The sequence below is a fragment of the Burkholderia sp. MSMB1072 genome (genome assembly GCF_001524725.1).
Lineage (GTDB): Bacteria > Pseudomonadota > Gammaproteobacteria > Burkholderiales > Burkholderiaceae > Burkholderia.
On sequence record NZ_LOYC01000018.1, the window covers coordinates 18,761 to 39,227 of the forward strand.

The 20,467-nt window shown below is 67.9% G+C and carries 23 protein-coding genes; 5 read left to right on the forward strand and 18 right to left on the reverse strand.

The annotated features are described in order from the left end of the window. Positions 1 to 18: 18 nt before the first annotated feature. From WS89_RS10360 to WS89_RS10380, 5 genes are all read right to left on the reverse strand, one after another. Positions 19 to 1,557, reverse strand: coding sequence for a sugar ABC transporter ATP-binding protein (locus WS89_RS10360; RefSeq protein WP_059790806.1), 1,539 nt, complete (start codon positions 1,555 to 1,557; stop codon positions 19 to 21). A gap of 12 nt (positions 1,558 to 1,569) precedes the next feature. Beyond that, entirely contained in the window at positions 1,570 to 2,346 is a 777-nt protein-coding gene (locus WS89_RS10365) for an SDR family oxidoreductase (protein WP_059502366.1), read from the reverse strand. Positions 2,347 to 2,416: 70 nt separating this feature from the next. Beyond that, on the reverse strand, positions 2,417 to 3,694 hold the full coding sequence (locus tag WS89_RS10370) for an L-fuconate dehydratase (protein ID WP_059502364.1): 1,278 nt from the start codon (positions 3,692 to 3,694) through the stop codon (positions 2,417 to 2,419). Positions 3,695 to 3,717: 23 nt separating this feature from the next. Further along, a complete protein-coding gene (locus WS89_RS10375; protein WP_059502362.1) occupies positions 3,718 to 4,560 on the reverse strand; it encodes an ureidoglycolate lyase in 843 nt (280 codons plus the stop codon). 112 nt (positions 4,561 to 4,672) lie between these two features. Beyond that, positions 4,673 to 5,437 carry an SDR family oxidoreductase gene (locus tag WS89_RS10380; RefSeq protein ID WP_059790890.1) on the reverse strand — a complete coding sequence of 255 codons (765 nt, stop codon included), beginning with the start codon at positions 5,435 to 5,437 and terminating at the stop codon, positions 4,673 to 4,675. A 662-nt stretch (positions 5,438 to 6,099) separates the two neighbouring features. Between WS89_RS10380 and WS89_RS10385 the strand changes: the two genes are divergently transcribed. From WS89_RS10385 to WS89_RS10395, 3 genes are all read left to right on the forward strand, one after another. After that, positions 6,100 to 6,390 carry a DUF3331 domain-containing protein gene (locus tag WS89_RS10385; RefSeq protein ID WP_006484717.1) on the forward strand — a complete coding sequence of 97 codons (291 nt, stop codon included), beginning with the start codon at positions 6,100 to 6,102 and terminating at the stop codon, positions 6,388 to 6,390. Positions 6,391 to 6,556: 166 nt separating this feature from the next. Then, complete coding sequence (locus WS89_RS10390) at positions 6,557 to 7,543, forward strand: oxidoreductase (protein ID WP_059790808.1); 987 nt, start codon at positions 6,557 to 6,559, stop codon at positions 7,541 to 7,543. Positions 7,544 to 7,757: 214 nt separating this feature from the next. Continuing rightward, a complete protein-coding gene (locus WS89_RS10395) occupies positions 7,758 to 8,054 on the forward strand; it encodes a DUF4148 domain-containing protein (RefSeq protein WP_034204295.1) in 297 nt (98 codons plus the stop codon). 193 nt (positions 8,055 to 8,247) lie between these two features. On the opposite strand, the gene WS89_RS10400 is transcribed toward WS89_RS10395, so the two are convergent. From WS89_RS10400 to WS89_RS10425, 6 genes are all read right to left on the reverse strand, one after another. Next, a complete protein-coding gene (locus tag WS89_RS10400; protein WP_059790809.1) occupies positions 8,248 to 9,447 on the reverse strand; it encodes a TauD/TfdA family dioxygenase in 1,200 nt (399 codons plus the stop codon). A 23-nt stretch (positions 9,448 to 9,470) separates the two neighbouring features. Then, positions 9,471 to 10,427: an alpha/beta hydrolase gene (locus WS89_RS10405; protein WP_059790811.1), complete on the reverse strand. Its 957-nt coding sequence runs from the start codon at positions 10,425 to 10,427 to the stop codon at positions 9,471 to 9,473. Positions 10,428 to 10,476: 49 nt separating this feature from the next. Then, a complete protein-coding gene (locus WS89_RS10410) occupies positions 10,477 to 10,965 on the reverse strand; it encodes a thioesterase family protein (RefSeq protein WP_059790813.1) in 489 nt (162 codons plus the stop codon). A gap of 10 nt (positions 10,966 to 10,975) precedes the next feature. After that, a complete protein-coding gene (locus WS89_RS10415; RefSeq protein WP_059790816.1) occupies positions 10,976 to 11,941 on the reverse strand; it encodes an L-carnitine dehydrogenase in 966 nt (321 codons plus the stop codon). Between the two features lie 86 nt (positions 11,942 to 12,027). After that, the gene (locus WS89_RS10420) at positions 12,028 to 12,957 is read right to left on the reverse strand and encodes a 3-keto-5-aminohexanoate cleavage protein (RefSeq protein WP_034204290.1); all 930 of its coding nucleotides are present in this window, start codon (positions 12,955 to 12,957) and stop codon (positions 12,028 to 12,030) included. A gap of 61 nt (positions 12,958 to 13,018) precedes the next feature. Further along, positions 13,019 to 13,972, reverse strand: coding sequence for a choline ABC transporter substrate-binding protein (locus WS89_RS10425; RefSeq protein ID WP_006498766.1), 954 nt, complete (start codon positions 13,970 to 13,972; stop codon positions 13,019 to 13,021). A gap of 140 nt (positions 13,973 to 14,112) precedes the next feature. Between WS89_RS10425 and WS89_RS33700 the strand changes: the two genes are divergently transcribed. Then, positions 14,113 to 14,595 carry a hypothetical protein gene (locus WS89_RS33700; protein ID WP_156440534.1) on the forward strand — a complete coding sequence of 161 codons (483 nt, stop codon included), beginning with the start codon at positions 14,113 to 14,115 and terminating at the stop codon, positions 14,593 to 14,595. A 56-nt stretch (positions 14,596 to 14,651) separates the two neighbouring features. Here WS89_RS33700 and WS89_RS10430 read toward each other — a convergent pair whose 3' ends face one another. Further along, complete coding sequence (locus WS89_RS10430; RefSeq protein ID WP_059790818.1) at positions 14,652 to 15,533, reverse strand: LysR substrate-binding domain-containing protein; 882 nt, start codon at positions 15,531 to 15,533, stop codon at positions 14,652 to 14,654. Positions 15,534 to 15,654: 121 nt separating this feature from the next. Here WS89_RS10430 and WS89_RS10435 point away from each other — a divergent pair, with 121 nt between their 5' ends. Beyond that, positions 15,655 to 16,098: a DMT family transporter gene (locus tag WS89_RS10435; protein ID WP_059790820.1), complete on the forward strand. Its 444-nt coding sequence runs from the start codon at positions 15,655 to 15,657 to the stop codon at positions 16,096 to 16,098. 54 nt (positions 16,099 to 16,152) lie between these two features. Here the strand turns inward: WS89_RS10435 and WS89_RS10440 are convergent, their stop codons facing one another. From WS89_RS10440 to WS89_RS10465, 6 genes are read right to left on the reverse strand one after another with little or no spacing between them, the layout of a single operon-like run. Beyond that, the gene (locus tag WS89_RS10440; protein WP_059790822.1) at positions 16,153 to 17,658 is read right to left on the reverse strand and encodes an aldehyde dehydrogenase family protein; all 1,506 of its coding nucleotides are present in this window, start codon (positions 17,656 to 17,658) and stop codon (positions 16,153 to 16,155) included. A gap of 33 nt (positions 17,659 to 17,691) precedes the next feature. Continuing rightward, the gene (locus WS89_RS10445) at positions 17,692 to 18,198 is read right to left on the reverse strand and encodes a c-type cytochrome (RefSeq protein WP_059790824.1); all 507 of its coding nucleotides are present in this window, start codon (positions 18,196 to 18,198) and stop codon (positions 17,692 to 17,694) included. Beyond that, positions 18,195 to 18,695 carry a c-type cytochrome gene (locus WS89_RS10450; protein WP_059790826.1) on the reverse strand — a complete coding sequence of 167 codons (501 nt, stop codon included), beginning with the start codon at positions 18,693 to 18,695 and terminating at the stop codon, positions 18,195 to 18,197. The genes WS89_RS10445 and WS89_RS10450 overlap by 4 nt, the downstream gene beginning before the upstream one ends. Further along, entirely contained in the window at positions 18,692 to 19,237 is a 546-nt protein-coding gene (locus WS89_RS10455; protein WP_059502337.1) for a methylamine dehydrogenase light chain, read from the reverse strand. The genes WS89_RS10450 and WS89_RS10455 overlap by 4 nt, the downstream gene beginning before the upstream one ends. 39 nt (positions 19,238 to 19,276) lie before the next feature. Continuing rightward, positions 19,277 to 19,912, reverse strand: coding sequence for a methylamine dehydrogenase accessory protein MauD (gene mauD / locus WS89_RS10460; RefSeq protein ID WP_059502335.1), 636 nt, complete (start codon positions 19,910 to 19,912; stop codon positions 19,277 to 19,279). Then, the gene (locus WS89_RS10465) at positions 19,909 to 20,463 is read right to left on the reverse strand and encodes a MauE/DoxX family redox-associated membrane protein (protein WP_059790828.1); all 555 of its coding nucleotides are present in this window, start codon (positions 20,461 to 20,463) and stop codon (positions 19,909 to 19,911) included. The genes mauD and WS89_RS10465 overlap by 4 nt, the downstream gene beginning before the upstream one ends. Between the last annotated feature and the right edge of the window lie 4 nt (positions 20,464 to 20,467).

Below are 20,467 nucleotides of genomic sequence, written 5' to 3' on the forward strand. Positions count from 1 at the left end.
TCGGGACAATCGAGGCAATCAGGGCAACACGGTCGACTCGCGCTGCGTCGCGAGCTGCATGATCCTTTCCTGCGTGGCGTCGGCCGCGCGCAATTCGCCGGTCACGCGGCCTTCGCACATCACGAGAATCCGGTGGCTCATGCGCAGCACCTCGGGCAGCTCCGACGAGATCATCACGATCGCCTTGCCGTCGGCGGCGAGCGCATCGAGCAGCTTGTAGATCTCGCTTTTCGCGCCGACGTCGATGCCGCGCGTCGGCTCGTCGAAGAACAGGATGTCGCAGTCGCGCAGCAGCCACTTCGCGATCACGATCTTCTGCTGGTTGCCGCCCGACAGCAGCCGCGCGGGCTGCGCGACCGACGGCGTGCGGATCGCGAGCTGCCGCACGTACGACTGCGCGGCCTCGCGCATCCCGCGCGCATCGAGGAACATGCCGCGGCGCACGAAGCGGCGCATGCTCGACAGCGCGATGTTGTTCTGCACGTCCATCCCGACCGCGAGCCCGAAGTGCTTGCGATCCTCGGACAGATAGCCGATGCCGGCCTTCACCGCGTCGGCGGGCGTGCGGATCGTCACGGTCCTGCCGTGCACGCGGATCTCGCCGGCATCGACCGGGTCCGCGCCGAACACCGCGCGCGCGACCTCGGTGCGGCCCGCGCCCATCAGCCCGGCGAAGCCGAGGATCTCGCCGCGCCGCAGCGTGAAGCCGACGTCGCGGATCGCGCGGCCGCGCGACAGCCCGCGCACTTCGAGCGCGATATCGTTCGCGGACGTATCGGGCGGCGTGCGGGTGTCCGTATCGAGCTGGCGGCCGACCATCATCGAAATGATCGACTCCATCGACGTCTGCGCCATCGGCACGGTCGCGACGTACTTGCCGTCGCGCATCACGGTCACGCGATCGGCGATCTGGCGCAGCTCGTCCATCTTGTGCGAGATGTAGACGATGCCGACCCCGTTCGCGCGCAGGTCGCGAATGATGCGGAACAGTTCGGCGATCTCCGCGTTGTTCAGCGCGGCGGTCGGCTCGTCCATGATCAGCGCGCGCGAGTCGAACGACAGCGCCTTCGCGATCTCGACCATCTGCTGCTTCGCGACCGTCAGCCTGCCCACGGGCGTGCGCGGATCGAGATCGAGCCGCATCCGCTGGAAAATCGCGGCCGCGTCGCGGTTCAGCCGGTCTTCGTCGACGAACACGCCGAAGCGCCCGCGCGGCTCGCGGCCGATGAAGATGTTCTGCGCGACGCTCAGGTGGTTCATCAGGTTCAGTTCCTGATGGATGATGCCGATGCCGAGCGCCTGCGCGGCACGCGGATCGGCGATCTCCACCGGGCGGCCGTCCATCCGGATTTCGCCGGCATCGCGCTGATACACGCCCGCGAGAATCTTCATCAGCGTCGACTTGCCGGCGCCGTTCTCGCCCATCAGCGCATGCACTTCGCCCGCGCGCAGGTCGAAACGGCAATCGTCGAGCGCCTGCACGCCCGGAAAGCGCTTGCCGATGCCGGTCAGCGCGATCAGCGGCGGCGCGGCGTTCGGGTTCGAGTCGGGTTGCATGAATCGCGGCCCTCAGCTGATCGCGCGATCGAGATGCGTATAGCCGCCGTCGACGAACAGCCACTGGCCCGTCGTGTGCGACGCGCGATCCGACAGCAGGAATACGACCGTGTCGGCGATCTCGTCGGCCGTCGTGAAGCGCCGGCCGAGCGGCACCTTGCCCGCGATGCCGGCGAGCTTCGCGTCCGGATCGTCGAAACCCGCCAGCCAGTTCCGGTACAGCGGCGTCATCACTTCGGCGGGGATCACCGCGTTCACGCGCACGCCGTCGTCACGCAACGCGACGGCCCATTCGCGCGTCAGCGCGAGCTGCCCACCTTTCGACGCGCAATAGCCGCTCGTGTTGCCCTGCCCGGTCACGGCCGTCTTCGACGAGATGTTGACGATCGCGCCGCGCGCCGCCCTCAGGTGCGGCACGCAGTAGTGCGCCATCACGTAGTAGTGGATCAGGTTGCGCTCGAGCGACGCGACGAACGCGTCGCGCCCGGCGTCGAGCCCGATGCTGTCGTTGATGCCCGCGTTGTTGACGAGGCCGTCGATGCGGCCGAAACGCGCGATGGTCTGCGCAACGGCGTCGCGGCACTGCGCGTCGTCCTGCAGCTCGACGCTCACGCACGCGGCGCGCGGCTGTTTCTGCTCGAGTGCGCGCCAGAACGCATCGTCGGGCGCGTGCCGCGCGAATACCACCGGGATCGCACCTTCGTCGGCCAGCCGCATCGAGATCGCGGCGCCGATGCCCGACGCGCCGCCGGTCACGATCACGACCTTGTCTTGCAGATTCAAATCCACTTCGCGTCTCCGTCGTTCATGTTGTCGCCGCGCACGACGCGCGCGGTGCGCCGTCGTGCGTTGCCATGCGTCAGCCGCGGAACCGGTACTGCTCCAGCGATTCGGGCTTCATCTCGATCGAGAAGCCGGGCGCCGTCGGCGGCATGTACGCCGCGCCGCGCACCACGCACGGTTCGACGAAATGCTCGTGCAGGTGATCGACGTACTCGGTCACGCGCCCTTCCTTCGTACCGGAAATACACACATAGTCGATCATCGACAGGTGCTGCACGTATTCGCACAGCCCGACGCCGCCCGCGTGCGGGCACACCGGCAGCCCGTACTTCGCGGCCATCAGCATCACCGCGAGAATCTCGTTCACGCCGCCGAGCCGGCACGCGTCGATCTGCACGACGTCGATCGCGCCGCGCGCGATGAACTGCTTGAACAGCACGCGGTTCTGGCACATCTCGCCGGTCGCGACCTGCACCGGCGCAATCGCCTTGCGGATCTTGCGATGCCCTTCGACGTCGTCGGGGCTCGTCGGCTCCTCGATGAACCACGGCCGCGCGAATGCGAGCTCGCGCACCCAGTCGATCGCCTCGTCGACTTCCCACACCTGGTTCGCGTCGATCATCAGCTTGCGGTCGGGGCCGATCACCTCGCGCGCGATCGTCACGCGGCGGATGTCGTCCTCGAGGTTCGCGCCGACTTTCAGTTTCACGTACTCGAACCCTTCTTCCACCGCCTCGCGGCACAGCCGGCGCAGCTTGTCGTCGCTGTAGCCGAGCCAGCCCGCCGACGTCGTGTAGCACGGGTAGCCGTCGCGCTCCAGCGCGGCGATCCGCGCGGGCTTGCCGGGCGCCTGCCGGCGCAGCAGGTCGAGCGCTTCGTCCGGGCTCAGGCAGTCGGTCAGGTAGCGGAAGTCGATCGCCCGCACCAGTTCCTCCGGGCTCATGTCGGCGACAAGCCGCCATAGCGGCTTGCCGACGGCCTTCGCCCACAAATCCCACACCGCATTGACGACGGCGCCCGTCGCCAGGTGGATCGCCCCCTTGTCGGGGCCGATCCAGCGCAACTGGCTGTCCGACGTGACGTGCCGCCAGAACCGGCCCATGTCCTCGCGGATCCAGTCGAGGTCGAGGCCGACGACGAGGTGGCGCATCGCATCGATCGCCGCGCAGCAGATTTCGTTGCCGCGCCCGATGGTGAACGTGAGCCCGTGACCTTCGAGGCCGTCGCGGTCGGTTTCGAGCACGACGTAGGCCGCCGAATAATCGGGGTCCGGATTCATCGCGTCGGAGCCGTCGAGCTGGCGCGAGGTCGGAAAGCGCACGTCGAGGACGCGCATCGATCGAATGATAGGCATGACGAACCGTCCGTTGAAGGAAATCAGGCCTGCACGGTGCGCTGGCGTTGCTCGCCGAGGCCGTCGATGCCGAGCGTGATCACCTGTCCGGCGCGCAGATAGACGGGCGGCTTCTGCCCGAGGCCGACGCCCGGCGGCGTGCCGGTCGAGATCACGTCGCCCGGCTGCAGGCTCATGAAGCGGCTCAGGTAGCTGATCAGGTGCGGCACGCGGAACACCATCGTCGCGGTCGTGCCGTTCTGGTAGCGGTGGCCGTCCACCTCCAGCCACAGCCGCAGCGCGTGCGGATCGGGCACTTCGTCGGCCGTCACGAGCCACGGGCCCAGCGGGCCGAACGTGTCGTTGCCCTTGCCCTTGTCCCACGTGCCGCCGCGCTCGAGCTGGTATTCGCGCTCCGACACGTCGTTCACGACGCAATAACCCGCGACGTGCGACAGCGCATCGGCTTCGTCGATATAGCGGCCGCCCTGGCCGATCACCACGCCGAGCTCGACTTCCCAGTCGGTCTTCTCCGAGCCGCGCGGGATCTCGACGTCGTCGTTCGGGCCCGAGATCGCGCTCGTCCACTTGCCGAACACGACGGGCTCCTTCGGTACCTCCATCCCCGATTCGGCCGCGTGATCCGAGTAGTTGAGCCCGATGCAGATGAACTTGCCGACGCGGCCGACGCACGCGCCGAGCCGCGGCGTGCCCTCGACGAGCGGCAGCGATGACGGCGGGATGTCGCGCAGCCGCGCGAGCGACGCAGGGGTCAGCACGTCGCCGGCGATGTCGTCGATCACGCCGGACAGGTCGCGAATGTGGCCCTGCGCATCCAGCAGGCCCGGCTTTTCATGGTGTTTGTCGCCAAATCTCAGCAGTTTCATAGCGTCGTATGAACAGAAACGGAAAGTGAATGGAAGGTGCGGCCGGTTCGATACGGTCGGTCAGATACGGTCAGTTCGACACGGTCAGTTCGACACGGTCAGTTCGACACGGTCAGTTCGACCAGCCGCCGTCGATCAGGTGAATCGTGCCGGTGGTGAACGACGCTTCGTCGGACGCCAAGTACAGCGCGAGCGCGGCGACCTCGTCCGCGGTGCCGATGCGGCCGATCGGCTGGCGCGCGACGAACGCCTGGCGCACCTCGTCGGTGGACACGTGGCGCGTGCGCGCCTGATCCTCGATCCGCTGCGCCAGCGACGGCGATTCGATCGTGCCCGGGCAGATCGCGTTGCAGCGGATGCCGCGCTCGACGAAATCGGCCGCCACCGCCTTGGTCAGCCCGATCACGGCCGCCTTGGTGGTGCCGTACACGAAGCGGTTCGGCACGCCCTTCACGCTCGACGCCGCCGACGCCATGTTGACGATCGACGCGCCGCCCGCTTCGAGCATCGCGGGCAACAGCGCGCGGATCAGCCGGTACATCGACGTGACGTTCAGGTTCAGCGAAAACGCCCACGCGTCTTCGTCGCACTCGAGGATCGAGCCGTGGTGCACGTAGCCCGCGCAGTTGAACAGCACGTCGAACGCGCGCTCGCCCGCGGCGAGCGCGGCGATGTCGTGCACGTCGGTGACGTCGAGCCGCCGCGTGGCCAGCCGGCCGCCCGCGCGCTCGGCGTCGGCTTCGAGCCGCACCAGCGCGGCTTCGTTGATGTCGGTCGCCAGCACGTCGGCGCCCTCGCTCGCGAAGCGCAGCGCGGTCGCGCGGCCGATGCCCTGCCCGGCCGCCGTCACCAGCGCGCGTTTGCCCTGCAATCTCATGAGCATCTCTCCGAAAAAGCCGGCCGCCCATCGGCCGATTGGCACAAAGGACTAAAGGTCCAACCAATCATAGGAACGGATCGCGCGTTTGTCACGAAATTGGGATTCAGTATTTACCCGGGGCCGAAGAATCCGTCCGGCGCACGAAATTCGGCGCGAAAGTAGCGTCGAGGCGTCGCCTCGCGATCCGCTCGAACCCAATACCGGCGGGCATTCCAGCCGCTTCTTCCGCAACGTTCGGCGCGGTGGACAGGCAAACTGACAAAAAAGTCATGTTCGCGTCAGGGTGTCAACGGGTTGTGCGCGCCATCATGGCGTTGCCGGACCGCGCTTCCGGTACATCGCCTCCCCGCCCGCGCCGGATCTCTGCGGGCACCTCCGTCCCCGGCGATGTACCCCGTGACTGGGCGAGCAGACACGGCGCGCGGGCCGATTTTCGCCCCGGACTTCCCGTCCGGGGCCTTTTGTCGTCGGTTTTTCAAGAAAATAAGCGTGGATTGTTTCTAAATCGGCAAAAGGTAATTTGAGCCAGACAGGATGTTTTTTCCGGTCACAGACGCTTACATTTAGCGCACCACTCATGGAAACCGCTACGGATTCGCCATCGGGTAGTGACATCCACTGCCACGGCCGAACCCGCACGAGCTTTAGGAAACGGCAAAATGAAGGCCTCCAAATCCCTGCCTGCGCTCGATCCCGCCGACGTCCACGTCGAAATCCTCGAACGTTCCGATACGCTGCTCGTCGTCCGCTGGGTCGAACCCGGCCGCTGCCACTACGGTGAACAGCGCTGGCGACGCCGCTTCGCGCAGCGCACCGGTACCTGTGCGCTGTCGCGCCAGGTCATCCACCGCGGCGACGAAGTATTCCGCCCGGCCGAACGCCCCGCTCCCGCGAACGCCGCCGCCATGATCTCCGCCGCCGAAGTGCTCGCGCTGGCCGGCAGCAGGTAAAACCCGCCGGCCGTGCGCCGGGCCGGCGGCGCCACGCCGTACGCCAGCCCTAGAAGCGCCGGTCTAATTCCTCCGCTTGTCTGCTACGTCCGCCCGCACTATCGTTACACCACTCAATGTAACGATTACGCGCCGCGGCCGATCGGCCGCGCCGATGGAGGCAGACATGCATGCATGGAGTGCGCGCCACGTCCCGGCGCAAGGCGGGAAGGTCGCGGTCGTGACCGGCGCCAACAGCGGTATCGGCTGGCAGCTCGCGGAAACGCTGGCCGCGAAAGGCGCGACGGTCGTGATGGGCTGCCGCGACGCCGCCCGCGGCGCGCAGGCCGCCGACGCGATCCGCCGGCTTCATCCTCATGCACGCGTCGAAGTCGATCCGCTCGACCTCGCCGATCTCGCGTCGATCGCGCGCTTCGCGGCCGACGTCGGCGAACGCCACGGCCGCGTCGACATCCTCTGCAACAACGCCGGCGTGATGTTCCTGCCGCTGCGACACACGCGCGATGGCTTCGAGATGCAGTTCGGCACCAACCATCTCGGCCATTTCGCGCTGACGGGCCATCTGCTGCCGGCGCTGCGCGCCGCACGCCGGGCGCGCGTCGTCACGATGTCGAGCGGCTTCAACCGCGGCGGCCGGATTCGTGTCGACGATCTGCGCGCCGCGCATCGCTACAACCGTTATCTCGCCTATTGCGACAGCAAGCTCGCGAACCTCGTGTTCGCACTCGAGTTGCAGCGCCGCTTCGAACGCGCGGCGTTCGCCGGCATCAGCGTCGCCGCACACCCCGGCTACGCGGCGACCAACCTGCAGTTCGCCGGCCCCGCGATGGACCGCTCGCCGGCCCGCGCCGCGCTGATGCGTGCCGCGAACCGCTATCTCGCGCAACCGGCCGACCAGGGCGCACTGCCTGCGATTCATGCGGCGACGTCGCCCGATCTGGCCGGCGGCGCATACATCGGTCCGTCCGACTGGTTCGAATCGCGCGGGCTGCCGGCACCGGCAAGCGTGCCGCGCGCGGCGCGCAGCGTGGCGTCGGCGGCATTGCTGTGGGAGGCATCGGAAGCCGCCACGGGCGTGCGCTTCCTCAGCTCCGGCGCGCCCGCCGGACGCGCGCCGGGCCGGCCGCTCGACACGACAGCCGAAGCGCGCTGAACCGCGTGCCGGCGTGCGCGATATTCTTCATACTTATTACACCAACCGAAAAGAAAGCCCGTTGAAAGACTGAAACGGCGCCGCACTGTTACCAGTCAGGAAACAATTTATCGTCAAAATCAGCGTTTACCCTGAACACGCCGGTGACTAAGATTTGATCAATCGCTCAAGACATGGTGTCGAGAGCGAACTCAATAAAACACCGGAGGTCACCATGAAATCGCTCGTTTCCGCAGTCGTTGCCGCTGCCGCCCTGTCCGCTTCGTTCGGCGCATTCGCGCAAAGCACCGTGACGCGCGCTCAAGTGCGCAACGAACTGGTCCAGCTCGAACAAGCCGGCTACAAGCCGGGCGTGTCGAGCCCGTACTACCCGAACGATATCCAGAGCGCCGAAGCGCGTGTTCATGGTGCCGACACCAGCGGCTACGGCGCACAACCGGCGCCGCTCGTCCATTCGGGCGCGCCGGCCGCATCGTCGAACGCACGCGATTCGATCTTCTTCGGCCAGTAAGCCGACGCGCCCTCGGCGGGCGCCGCGCATCGCGCGATGAAGTGACGCAGTCCGGACGAGCCCCCTTCGCGGGGCTCGTCTTTTTTGTGAAACGCATACCTCCGCCGCCCGGCAGCGGGTGGCTTTGCCCGGACGCGTGGCGTCCGGGTGCTTTTTCCCGGCAAGGTGTGCGTGAATGCGTCGTGTGCGCCGGTCAGCGCGCCACGGCCCCTGCCGGCGCCGACCGCGACAGCACGCGCCACCGCGACAGCAGTTCGTCGCGATCGACGTAACAGCCCTGCAAGTGCCGGCGGCCCGTCGACGGGTCGAACTCGGTGCGCGCATGCAGCACGCGCCGGTTGTCGAACGCCCACATGTCGCCCGCCCGCAGCCGGCGCTGCACGCGAAAACGCGGCTCGCGCGCAAGCGCGAGGAATCGCCGGTACGCGCGATAGACCGCTGCAACCGAGCCGGCCGGCGCATCGAGCGGCCCGCGCAGGAAGTTCGCGACGCGCACTTCCGTGACGTTGCCGCGCGCATCGAGCCCGATCACCGGCGCCGAACAGCGGTAGTCGCTGTTCGCGCTCTTGTTCCAGAACTCGAACGGCGTCGACGCGAGTCGTTCGAAATCGTCCGGATGTTCGCGCCGCAGTGCGTCCGCTAGCGCGAAGCCGTCGAGGAAGATGCTGTCGCCGCCCGTCGCGTCGTTCGCGAGGCAGTGCAGGAACTGCACGCCGGGCTGCAATTCGCGTGTCGGCAGGTCGGTGTGCGGCGGAAGATTCAGCGACGTATACGCATTGCTGTCCGGGCGCGGCTTCGATTCGACGTCGAACAGCACACCGAAATTGCTTTCGCGGATCAGGCCGATGCGGCGCGCGATCCCGTCGACGCGGCCGCGCTCGGCCGGCACGCCCTCGACGAGCGTCAGCCCCGTGCGCTGCAAAGCGCCGAGCCATGCCAGCAGCGCGCGGTCGTCCTCCATCACGTCGCGCCACGCGAACACGCCGATCGCCGTCGCATCGTCGCCGGTCCATACGTGGCGCCCGTGCGCGGCCAGGCGCTCCGCGCGCGACGCATCGTCGTATGCATGCGCACGCAACCAGCCGGGCGACCACGCACTGCGATGCCCGTCGTTCCATTCCACATGCAGCGCACCGTCGGTTTCGACATGCACGGTGAGCGCAGACAAATCCTCGCGCGCATCGGCGATCTCGAACACCTGTTCGCGCGTGATCGCATGCACGCACGCGGCACACGCGCAGTTGTCGCGCAGCCAGTCGAAATGGAACGGCGATCGTCGTGCGTCGCTCCACTCGATATCCACCGCGTCATCGCCGATCGTCGCCGCCGCGATGGCCGCGTCGGCCGAAAACGTCCGCCAGTCCTCGATACGGTGTTGCGCCGCTGCCTGCATCGTTGCCTCCCGGAAAACGCCCGCTACGCGTGTGGTGCGAGCAAGAACCCGCCGACCATCCGGTGCATCCGTGCGGCCTGCGGGCTCGTCCCGAGCGCGCGCCAGCAGCCGTGCACCAGCCCTTCTCCCATCCAGTGGCGCGCGACCCCGCCGGCCGCACGAATCCGTTCGACGTACACGCGCGCATCGTCGCGCAGCGGATCGTGCTCCGCGCCGATCGCGAGCACCGGCGGCAGGCCGTCGAAACGCACTGCCTCGAGCGGCACCGACGCGCGCAGCAGCGGGTTGCCGCTCCGCAGCGCGTCGGACAAGTCACTGCCCCAGTACAGCGCGCGATAACGATGCACGTCGTCGAGCGTCAGCATCGGCGCGTGCGCTTCCGTTTCGCGCGCGGGCGATTGCGGCTCGAAACCGAGCATCGGATAAACGAGCGCGATGCCGTCCACGTTACGTTCGCCCGCATCGCGCAGCGCGGTCGCCACCGCCGCCGCGAGCATCCCGCCCGCGCTGTCGCCCGCGAGGGTCAACGGGTGCGCGCACGGCCCGAACGGCCAGCGTGCATCGCGCGCGGCGCGCGTCACCGCCACGCAATCTTCGAGTGCGGCCGGCGCGCGGTGTTCGGGCGCCAGCCGGTAGTCGACTGCGATCACGTCGAGGCCCGTATCGGCGGCCAGTTGCGCGGTGATCAGCGCATGACTGTCGAGCGAGCCGACGACGAAACCGCCGCCGTGAAAAAACAGCACCGTGCCGCGCGGCGCGCCGTGCGCCGACATATAGCGCCGCAGCGCGATCGTGCGGCCGTCCGGCGCACGCCACGCGGCGTCGTGCTGCACGATGCCGGCCGGCAGCGCGGCCGGCGTCCATTCGGCCGCGAAGCGGTCGTAGAGGCGGCGCTGTTCGTCGGGCGGGCGCGCCGCCGCATCGGCCGGATACCACGCGTCGACGGCCGCGACGAACGCCGCGATTTCCGGTTCGAGCATCGTGTGCGCTCCGCGGTCGAGAGTGAGGATCGGAAGGCGAAGCGCGCCGCTAGCGGCGCGGCGGCAGCCCGATCACGCGGCCCGCATACGCAGGCGCCGCGCAATCGCGCTGCAATGCGTGCAGTTCGGCCACGCGCGCGGCCACGTCGTCGTCGAACGGCGCCGATTTCGCGCCGTCGCGCGTATCGACGTGCAGCAGCATCTGCTCGCTCGCCGATACCGCGTCGTCATGCCCGTCGGCGAACAGTTCGAGATACAGGTGCAGCCGCTTCGCGTCGTGCGCGAGCACGCGCGCATCGACGCGCACGGCCGTGCCTTCCTTGATCTCGCGCAGGTAGTTCACGTGCGCTTCGAGCGTGTAGACCGAGCGCCCCCGCTCGCGACGCGCGGCGTCGTCGAGGCCGATGCGATCCAGCAACGCATCGGTCGCGAAGCTGAAGATCAGCAGGTAGAACGCATCGCGCAGGTGGCCGTTGTAGTCGACCCATTCGGGCCGCACCACGTCGCGGTGAATCGTCAGCGGGGTATCGCCCGTCATCGCCTGTCCTTTATTCCTCGAATCGCATCCCGTGCCGCGCCTTCACCGCGGCGATCGATTTCAGCACCTCGGTGATGCACTCGTCGCGATAGCGCTCGAGTTCCTTGATGCTGCGCGTGCCCTGCTGTTCGGTCGTGCCTTCGACGACGCTGTCGATCAGCGCATCGGTCAACGTCGGCGCGACCAGTTTCGTCCACGGCAGTTCGAGCGCGGGGCCGAATTGCTGCATGAAGTGTCGCATGCCCGCATCGCCGCCGGCCAACGTGTAGGTCAGGAACGTGCCCATGAACGACCAGCGGATACCCGCGCCGAAGCGGATCGCGTCGTCGATCTCGCCGGTCGTCGCGACGCCTTCGTTGACGAGATGCAGCGCCTCCCGCCACAACGCTTCCAGCAGACGATCCGCGATGAAGCCCGGCACTTCCTTGCGCACGTGCAGCGGCCGCATGCCGAGCTTGCGATAGACCTCCATCGCGCCTTCGACCGCTTCCGGCGACGTGCGCGCACCGCCGAGCACCTCGACGAGCGGCAGCAGGTAGACGGGGTTGAACGGATGGCCGACCACGCAGCGCTCCGGATGCGTCGCCCGCGCGTAGAAATCGGTCGGCAGCAGCCCCGACGTCGACGACGCGATGATCGCATCGGGCTTCGCCGCACGGCTGATCTGCTCGTGCAGCTCGAGCTTCAGCGCCTCGCGCTCGGGCGCGCTTTCCTGGATGAAATCGGCATCGGCGACGCATTCCTCGATCGTCGACACGAACCGCAGCCGCGCGGGATCGGCGCCCGGTGCGAGGCCGACGCGTTCGAGCGCGGGCCACGCATTCGCGACGTTCGCGCGCAGCCGCGCTTCGGCGCCCGGCGCCGGGTCCCACACGACCACGTCGAGACCGTGCGCGAGCGCGCGGGAAATCCATCCGCTGCCGATCACGCCGGTGCCGATGGCGGCAAACGTCTTGATGTCGGTCTTCACTGCCATGTCGATACATCCTTCAATTCAGGGGAAATCGGTGGGCGGCCGCGCGTCGACGCATACCGCCATGCAATGTCAGTCAGTGAAAAAGCTCACGCGAATTCGGCGATCGCGCGACGCTCCAGCGCACGTTCGCCGCGCGCCGGCAGGCCGAGCTTGCGGCGGCCTTCGGCCGGCGTCAGCACGCGGCCGCCGAGGCGCTCGACGATCTCGCGAGCGCGCTCGACGAGCGTGCCGTTGGTCGCATGCACACCGCGATCGAGCCAGATGTTGTCTTCGAGGCCCACGCGTACGTGACCGCCGAGCAGCATCGCCTGCGCGACCATCGGCATCTGCATGCGGCCGATCCCGAAGCCGGCCCAGTGCGCACCCGGCGGCAGGTTGTCGACCATTGCCTTCATCGTGCCCGTATCGGCCGGTGCGCCCCACGGAATGCCCAGGCACAGCTGGAACAGCGGCGGATCGTCGAGCAGCCCTTCCTTCAGCAACTGCTTCGCGAACCACAGATGGCCTGTATCGAAGATCTCCAGTTCCGGCTTCACGCCGAGTTCCTGGATGCGCTTCGCGCCGGCGCGCAACTGCGCGGGTGTCGACACGTAGATGTAATCGCCGTCGCCGAAATTCAGCGTGCCGCAGTCGAGCGTGCAGATTTCCGGCAGCAGCTCCTCGACGTGTACGAGGCGCGTGAGACCGCCGACCAGGTCGGTCCCCTTGCCGAAGCGCATCGGATCCTCGCCGGGGCCGATCTCGAGATCGCCACCCATGCCGGCCGTCAGGTTGATGATCACGTCGACGTCGGCCGAGCGGATGCGGTCGACCACTTCGCGATACAGGTTCGGGTCGCGGCTGCCGCGCCCCGTCTGCGGATCGCGCACGTGGCAGTGGGCGACCGTCGCGCCGGCCTTCGCGGCTTCGATCGCGGCGGCCGCGATCTCCTTCGGCGTGACCGGAATCGCCGGATGCTTGCCGACCGTATCGCCCGCGCCCGTGACGGCGCAGGTGATGATGACTTCGTGGTTCATGCTGGATGCCTCGCTTGATTCGGGTTGTGTCGCATTGCGGGGAGCGCGTGGGCGCAGGCCGTTACAGGCCGAGATACGCCTTCACGGCAGGCAGGCCGTCCTTGCCGTCGAACGTCTTGACGCCTGCGAGCCAGGGATCGAGCACCTGCGGATTCTTCTTCAGGTACGCCTTCGCGGCCTCGGCCGGCTTGGTCTTGTTCATCACCGACTGCATCAGCTGGTTCTCGAGCTGGGTCGAGAAGCGCAGGTTCGTCACGAGCTTGCCCGCGTTCGGGCAGCGCGCGATGAAGTCGGGCGCGGTCAGCGTGTACACGCGCGCTTCGCCGTAGTTCGGCCCGAACGCCGCGTCGCCGCCGGACAGGTAGTTCATGCTGAGCTGGATGTTCATCGGATGCGGCTCCCAGCCGAGGAACACGACCCACTTCTTCTCGCGGATCGCGCGCTCGACCGTCACCAGCATCCCGGCCTCGCTCGATTCGACGAGCTTGAAGCCACCGAGCCCGTACTGGTTCGTGTCGATCATCTTCTGGATCGTCGCGTTCGCGCTGCTGCCCGGCTCGATCCCGTAGATCTTGCCGTCGAGTTCCGCGCGGTGTTTCGCGATGTCGTCGAAGGTCTTCAGGCCGGCCTGGTATTCGTAGCTCGGCACCGCGAGCGTCGCCTTCGCGCCGGACAGGTTCGGCGGCTCGACGACGTTGATCGACTTGCTGTCGAGGAACGGCTGCAACTGCTTCTGCTGCACGGGCCACCAGTAGCCGAGCGACACGTCGAGCTGTTTGCTCTTGAGACCGGCGAACGAGATCGGCACCGACGCGATCGTCGTGGTCGGCTTGTAGCCGAGCGCCTCGAACACGGTCGACGCGAGCGCCGTGGTCGACGTGATGTCGGTCCAGCCGATATCCGCGAAACGCACGGTGCGGCAGGTCGCGGCCTCCGTCTCGGCAAGCGCCGCGTGCGTGAACGCGCCGGTCGCCAGCACGGCCGCGGCTAGCGCGGCGATCTTCGTCGACTTCATGGTTCGATTCCTCCCGGTTGATCTCGCGGCAGCCGGTGCGCGGAGTGTGCGCCGGCCTGCATCGTGGGAGTAAAAGTAACGAGCCATATTCGCACCGAGAAGACCGGCGGCGACCTGTTCTTGCCTGTTTGCGACTATGAGTGGAAACCACTAGGTTCGGCGAGAGGCTTGACGGATGGGGGTTTGGGGTTTTTCTGGCGCGCCACGGGATTGCCCGGATGCGGCGCGCGCCTTTCGATTCCGCCACGGCCTTGCTGACGGATTTCCGACACGTCGCCGAATACCGCGGGGCGGCCCTATGCTGGGAATCGCCGGGCGATTGCGCGCCGCCGCCGGATACCGTGCCGCTCCGGGCCTGGATGTTGCGCGTCATTGGAACGGATGCCGACGGACGCGGCCGGCCGTCGCGGTGTCTGCCTCCGATCTATTCAGCCAGGAGCCATACGATGCTCGTCGCTTGCTTCGTCGTCGCCCTTTTCGTCGTCCTTTTCGCCGTCATCGCGGCCATGCACCGCGCCGTGACGCGCGACGCGGACGCGAACCTTCGCGCGCGATTCGATGCGGAAGGCCCGCGCGGCGACGCGGCGCGCCGGTTGATGCGCGACGCGGGATACGGCGTCTGAGTCTCGACGTCGGTCCGGCCGAACACGCTGGCCGTCAGGGTGGCGACGCGGCGCGTTCAGCCCGCCGTCACCGCCCGCACGAACGCCTGCGCCAGCACCGTCGGCTCCACCGGCAGCACCAGCGCGCACACCGATCGCGCGTCCTCGTCGGAAATCGGCACGAACGCGACGCCGTCGATCCCGACGCTCGCCATCCGCGCCGGCACGATCGCCACACCCCACCCGGCCGCGACGAGATTCAGCATCGACGTCTTCGGCGACACGATCCGCGCGGCCGCCGGCACGAAGCCTCGCTTCAGGCACAGATCGATCACGACGCGCGCGAGGCCGCCCCGCTCCCGAGACACGGCCGATACGAACGGCTCATGCCGCAGCCGCGCTATCGCGATGCGCTTGCGGCCCGCGAGCGGATGATCGGCCGGCACCGCCGCGCACAAGCGCTCGGCGGCCAGTTCAACGAAACGCACGCGTGCATCGCGCCGCAGCACCGGCAGCCGAACGATCCCGATATCGGCATGGCCGTTCGCAATTTCGGTTACCTGATCCTCGGACGACGCGCGGTCGAGATCGACCCGCGCGCCCGGACAATCGCGCATGAAGCGGTCCAGATCCGGCATCAGGCTGCCGACGGGAACGGTACTGGAATGCAGAAGCCGCAGCACGCCGGCTTCCCCGCGCGACAACCGTGCACCTTCGTCGGCAGCCGCCGTCAGCGCGGCCGGGATCGACGCCACGCGTTCGCGGTAGATCGCACCGGCCGGCGTGAGCCGCACGCCCCTCGGCTCGCGGTCGAACAGCGGGAACCCGAGTTCGTCCTCGAGCTGACCGATCTGCCGGCTGAGCGCCGACTGCGCGACATGGAGCGCACCCGCGGCCGGCGTGAAGCCGCCGATGTCCGCCACGGTCAGGAAATACTGGATTTGCCGGAGTGATGGCATGCCGAAACGAGATGGATGAGCGCCGGATTCGATATTTGCGTTATACCGGCGCGCTCCGCAGAATGAAAGCCTTCCGTGCCGGCATCGCCGGCGCGGCCATCCTTTCGGAGCGTTCGTCCTCGTGGCTACCTTCCTGTCGTATCTGCTGGTCGTGGCGGCCGGCATCAGCGTTGCATTGCAGCAGGTGCTCAACGCGAACCTGCGCTCGCAGCTCGGTTCGCCGTGGTGGGCCGGGTCGGTCAGCTACGTCGTCGGCCTGGCCGCGATGCTGGCGGTCGCGCTCTTGTCGCCTCACCCGCGCGTGAGCGGCACGTTCTCCGGCGCGGGGTCGTGGTTCAGCTGGACGGGTGGATTCTTCGGCGCGGTATTCGTCGGCATCGCGATCCTGATGGTGCCGCGATTGGGCGCTGCGACGACGCTCGCGCTGATCGTCGTCGGGCAGATGACCGGCGCGCTCGTATTCGACCACTTCGGCGTGCTCGGCATCCAGCAGCATTCGGCGAGCGCGATCCGCATTGCCGGCGCGGCGTGCCTCATCGTCGGGGTGGTGCTGATCCGCGCGTGACGGCAAGCGCGTGCGTTTCCGGTACGCCGGCAACGCACGCACTCGCCGCGACGCTCACGCGTAGTTCATCATCACCGACTTGCTTTCCATGTACTGGTCGATCACCGCGCGGCCGAGTTCGCGGCCGAAGCCCGACTGCTTCATTCCGCCGAACGGCAATGCGTTGTCGAGCAGCGAGTGGCAGTTGACCCACACGGTGCCCGCCGCAATCCGCTGCACCAGCTTGTGAATCGCCGCAAGATCGTTCGACCAGATGCTCGCGCCGAGGCCATACGGCGTATCGTTCGCGAGCCGCACGGCCGTATCGAGATCGTCGAACGGCATCGCGACGAGCACCGGCCCGAAGATCTCCTCGCGCACCACGCGCATCGCCTGCGTCGTATCGACCAGCACCGTCGGTTCGACGAAGAAGCCGGGGCCCTCGATCGCGCGGCCGCCGGCGGCGGCGCGCGCGCCCTCGCCGAACCCCGAGTCGATGTACCCGCACACGCGCTCGCGCTGCTTCGCCGACACGAGCGGCCCGATCTGCGTCGACGGATCCATCCCCGGGCCGATCTTCAGGCTCGCCGCGATCTTCGCGACGCGCTCGATCACGCCGTCGAACACTTTCGAATGGATATACGCGCGCGAACCGGCCGTGCACACCTGCCCCTGGTTGAAGAAGATCGCGTTCGCGACGCCCAGCGCGGCCTTGTCGAGATCGACGTCGGGCAGCACGATCACCGGCGACTTGCCGCCGAGTTCCAGCGACATCCGCGTCATGTTGTCGAGCGCCGCGTGGCCGATCGTCTTGCCCGTTAGCGTCGACCCGGTAAATGCGATCTTGTCGATGCGCGGATCGCGCGACAGCGCCGCGCCGGCCGTATGACCGTAGCCGGTGACGATATTGACGACGCCGTCCGGGAACCCGGCCGCCTGGATCAGCTCGCCGAGCCGCAACGCGCTCAGCGGCGTGTCTTCGGCAGGCTTCAGCACGACGGTGCAGCCGGTCGCGAGCGCCGGTGCGATTTTCCATGCGGCCATCAGCAGCGGGAAATTCCACGGAATGATCGCGCCGACCACGCCGACGGGTTCCTTGCGCGTATAGGCGAAGATCTCGCTGTCCGGCAGGTACGGCACGCCGGCGTCGATCACGCTGCCTTCGATCTTCGTCGCCCAGCCGGCCATGTAGCGAAAGCACTGCGCGGCCATCGCGACGTCGAGCCCTTGCGCGACCGTCACCGGCTTGCCGTTGTCGAGCGATTCGATTTCGGCGAGCTCGCGCGCGTTGGCTTCGATCAGCTCGGCGAGCACCAGCATCAGGCGCTCGCGATCGGTGGTCTTCGCGCTGCGCCACGGGCCCGCATCGAATGCACGGCGCGCGGCGGCGACGGCCTGCTGCACGTCGCGTTCGTCCGCTTCGGGCACGCGAGCGAGCACGGTACCGTCGGCCGGGTTCACGACCTCGATCCGGCGGTCCGACGCGGCGTCGCTCCACTCGGCGCCGATCAGCATCTTCTTCGGCTTCGCGAGAAACGCGCGGGTTGCGTCGAGCAGCGGAAAGGTTTGGTTCGTCTCCATGTTCACGTTTTCCTGATTCGTTGAGTCAGTCGGTCAGTAGCGATCCGCGACGCCGTCGATCCCGCGCGCCTGCAACGCGCGGACGAGGCCGGCGCGCACGGTCGCGACGTCCGACAGCGCGGGACGGCGGTGCGCGGCAACTTCGGCGGCCGTATACGGTTTGAAGTCGCGTGGCAGCGCATCGCGGTTCGTCGTCGTGAGCAGCCAGTTCAGCACGTCGGCCAGCTCCCGATCCGACAGCGCCGAGTTCGACGCGCCGGGCACGCGCATCACGTACTCGCGCCCGGCCGGCAGATGCGTGAAATAGCCGAGCGAGTTCGCGAGCGGCGGCACCTTGCCGGGAATGCCGCCGCCCGTCGCCGTGTGGCAGCCCATGCAGTTGAGCACCCAATGCTGTCGTGCCAGCGCCGCATCGGCTGTGCCGTCCGCATGCGCGGGCCCGGCAAACGCGCAAGCCGCGGCACCCGCCAGGAGCAGCCGGGACGACAGCCGACGCGACAGGCCGCCGAACCGCGACGACGGCGCGCAAGCGCCGTTCACAGGCCGAGCCCCTTGATCACCGCCGCGCGCTGCGCATGCACGGCCGCGCCGTCCATCGGCTTCGCGCGCGCCGCACGGATATCGGCCGCCGTGAACGGCTTCGCGTCGCCATGCTGCGCGTTGAGGTCGAACACGACGTAGTTGAGCACGTGCGCGATGTCGTCGTCGCTCGCGCTCGCGAACGACGGCATCTTGAAGTTGTAGCGCTTGTCGTGCACTTCGATCTCGCCGAACATCCCGTGCAGCAGCGTCGCGATCAACTGCGCACGCCCGGCTTCCGCCGCCGCGTACTTGCCCGGATACTCGGTCAGCGGCGGCGCAAGGCCGTCCTGCCCTTTCCCGCCCGCCTGGTGACATACCGCGCACTGCGTGTCGAACAAACCTTTCCCGGCCGGGTAACGCACGGTGTCCTGTGCACCGGCCGCGCCGGGCAACGCGATGGCCGCCATGGCCGTCATGCACGCAACGACGATTTTTCCCGCCTGCTTCACGCTCATTGTTTTGCCGCTCCCAGCAGAACCGAAACCGAACAGTGGTAATTCGAATTACCGTTCGCCATGCACCAGTTGATGTCGTTGTTCAGCGACAGCTTGTACAGCGGCTTCTCGCGCTCGTTGCGATTGCAGAAGCACTTGCCGCACGACGTTTTTCCGCAGCAATCGTTATACGAAACGATGTAGTCCGAACCGTCGTGCGGATTGCGGCAGGTGCCGATCCACGTGATCGGCGAAGGCGTCGTACCCGGCGGGCAACTGCTCGACGTGCCGCCGCAGCAACTGCAAAGCCAGCCGTCGATCGCGCAGTATTTCCAGTAGTCGCAGCTCGTCGGGTCGTCGCTTGCCCCCGATGCCGCAGCACCGGATGCGCCCGACGCGCCGGATGCCGCGTCGGCCGCATACGCGGTGCGGTCCACAGGCAGCAGCGGCAGCAGCGCCGACCCCACCAGCACCTTGCCGAGTTTCGCCATCGCGCTGCGCCGCGAACTGTGCTGCGCGACGCCGCGCGCCGACCGCTCGAACCATGAATCAAACACGCCCATGTCGTCGTTCTCCAATGACGTTGAAAAAGGTTCGGCCGGTCATGCGTGCTGCGCGTGCCCGTCGTGGGCATCGCGGCCGGGGTCGCCGTGCACGTACTGCTGCAGCGACGCGACGCCGCGCTCCTTCGCCTCGAACAGGCTCTCGAGATGCTCGCGCGTGTTGACGAGCCCCTTCGCGCGCACCGTGCCCGTTTCGTCGAGCAGCACCGCATACGGCAGCTTGCCGATCTGATACGCGAGGCCGAGCTCCTGCGACAGCACGTACGGGAAGCGCCCGAGGTCGTGCTTTCGCGCGAAGCGCGCGTGTTCGTCGGCATCGCCGTCGCTCGCGAGCACGATGTTCACCGGCGTCGCCTCGCTGGCCTGCAGCGACGGGAGCAGCGGCAACAGCTTCTTGCAGACCGGGCACGTCGGCGACAGGAAGAACAGCAGCGTCGCCTTGCCCGATGCGTCGATGCCGCCGACCTTCACGTGCGAGCCGCGAATGTCGGTCAGTTCGAACGTCGGCGCGATCGCGCCGACCGCCGGCCCCTTGTCGATCATCAGCGCGCCGGCCGGCATGATGCGTTCGTACAGGATGCCGATCTGGCGCACCAGTGCGAGGCAGATCGCGCCGAGCGCGAGGACGGCCACCCACAACAGGGCGGTGGAAACGGTGAGAGCGGTTTGCATCATGAATTCCTCAGGTGGGCAAGGCGCGGGACGTTGGCGAGCAGCACGTCGACGGTGAGCAGCGCGCAAACGATCAGCAGCACGGAAAAGAACAGCGTCAGGTAGTCGAGCCACACCACGGCGCGCGTGCCCGGCTCGACGAACGCGGTCGCGGCCAGCGCGACGAGCAGCAGCACGCGGCCGACATGCAGCCAGCCGATGCCGCGCGGTGCATCCGCACGGGCGGCGGTGAAACCGGAACAGCCGCAGTCGATGTCGGTGTGGCCGCGCAGCAGGTTGATCGCGAGGCCGGCCGCGAACGCCAGGAAGAGCGCGATCAGCGCGATCGCGCCGGCCGTGCGCGTATCGGGAAACAGCAGCGCCGCGGCGCCGATCGCTTCGGCCAACGGAATCGCGAACGCGACGGGCGCGCTCAGCGCATCGGGCAGTAGCCGGTAGCCGGCGAGCGCCTGGCGGAACGCGGCGGGCCGGCGCATCTTCGCGAAGGCGCCGAGCAGCACGACGGCGGCCGCGCCGGCCTGCGCGCTGGTGGCGAGTACGGGATCGAGGGTCATCGCG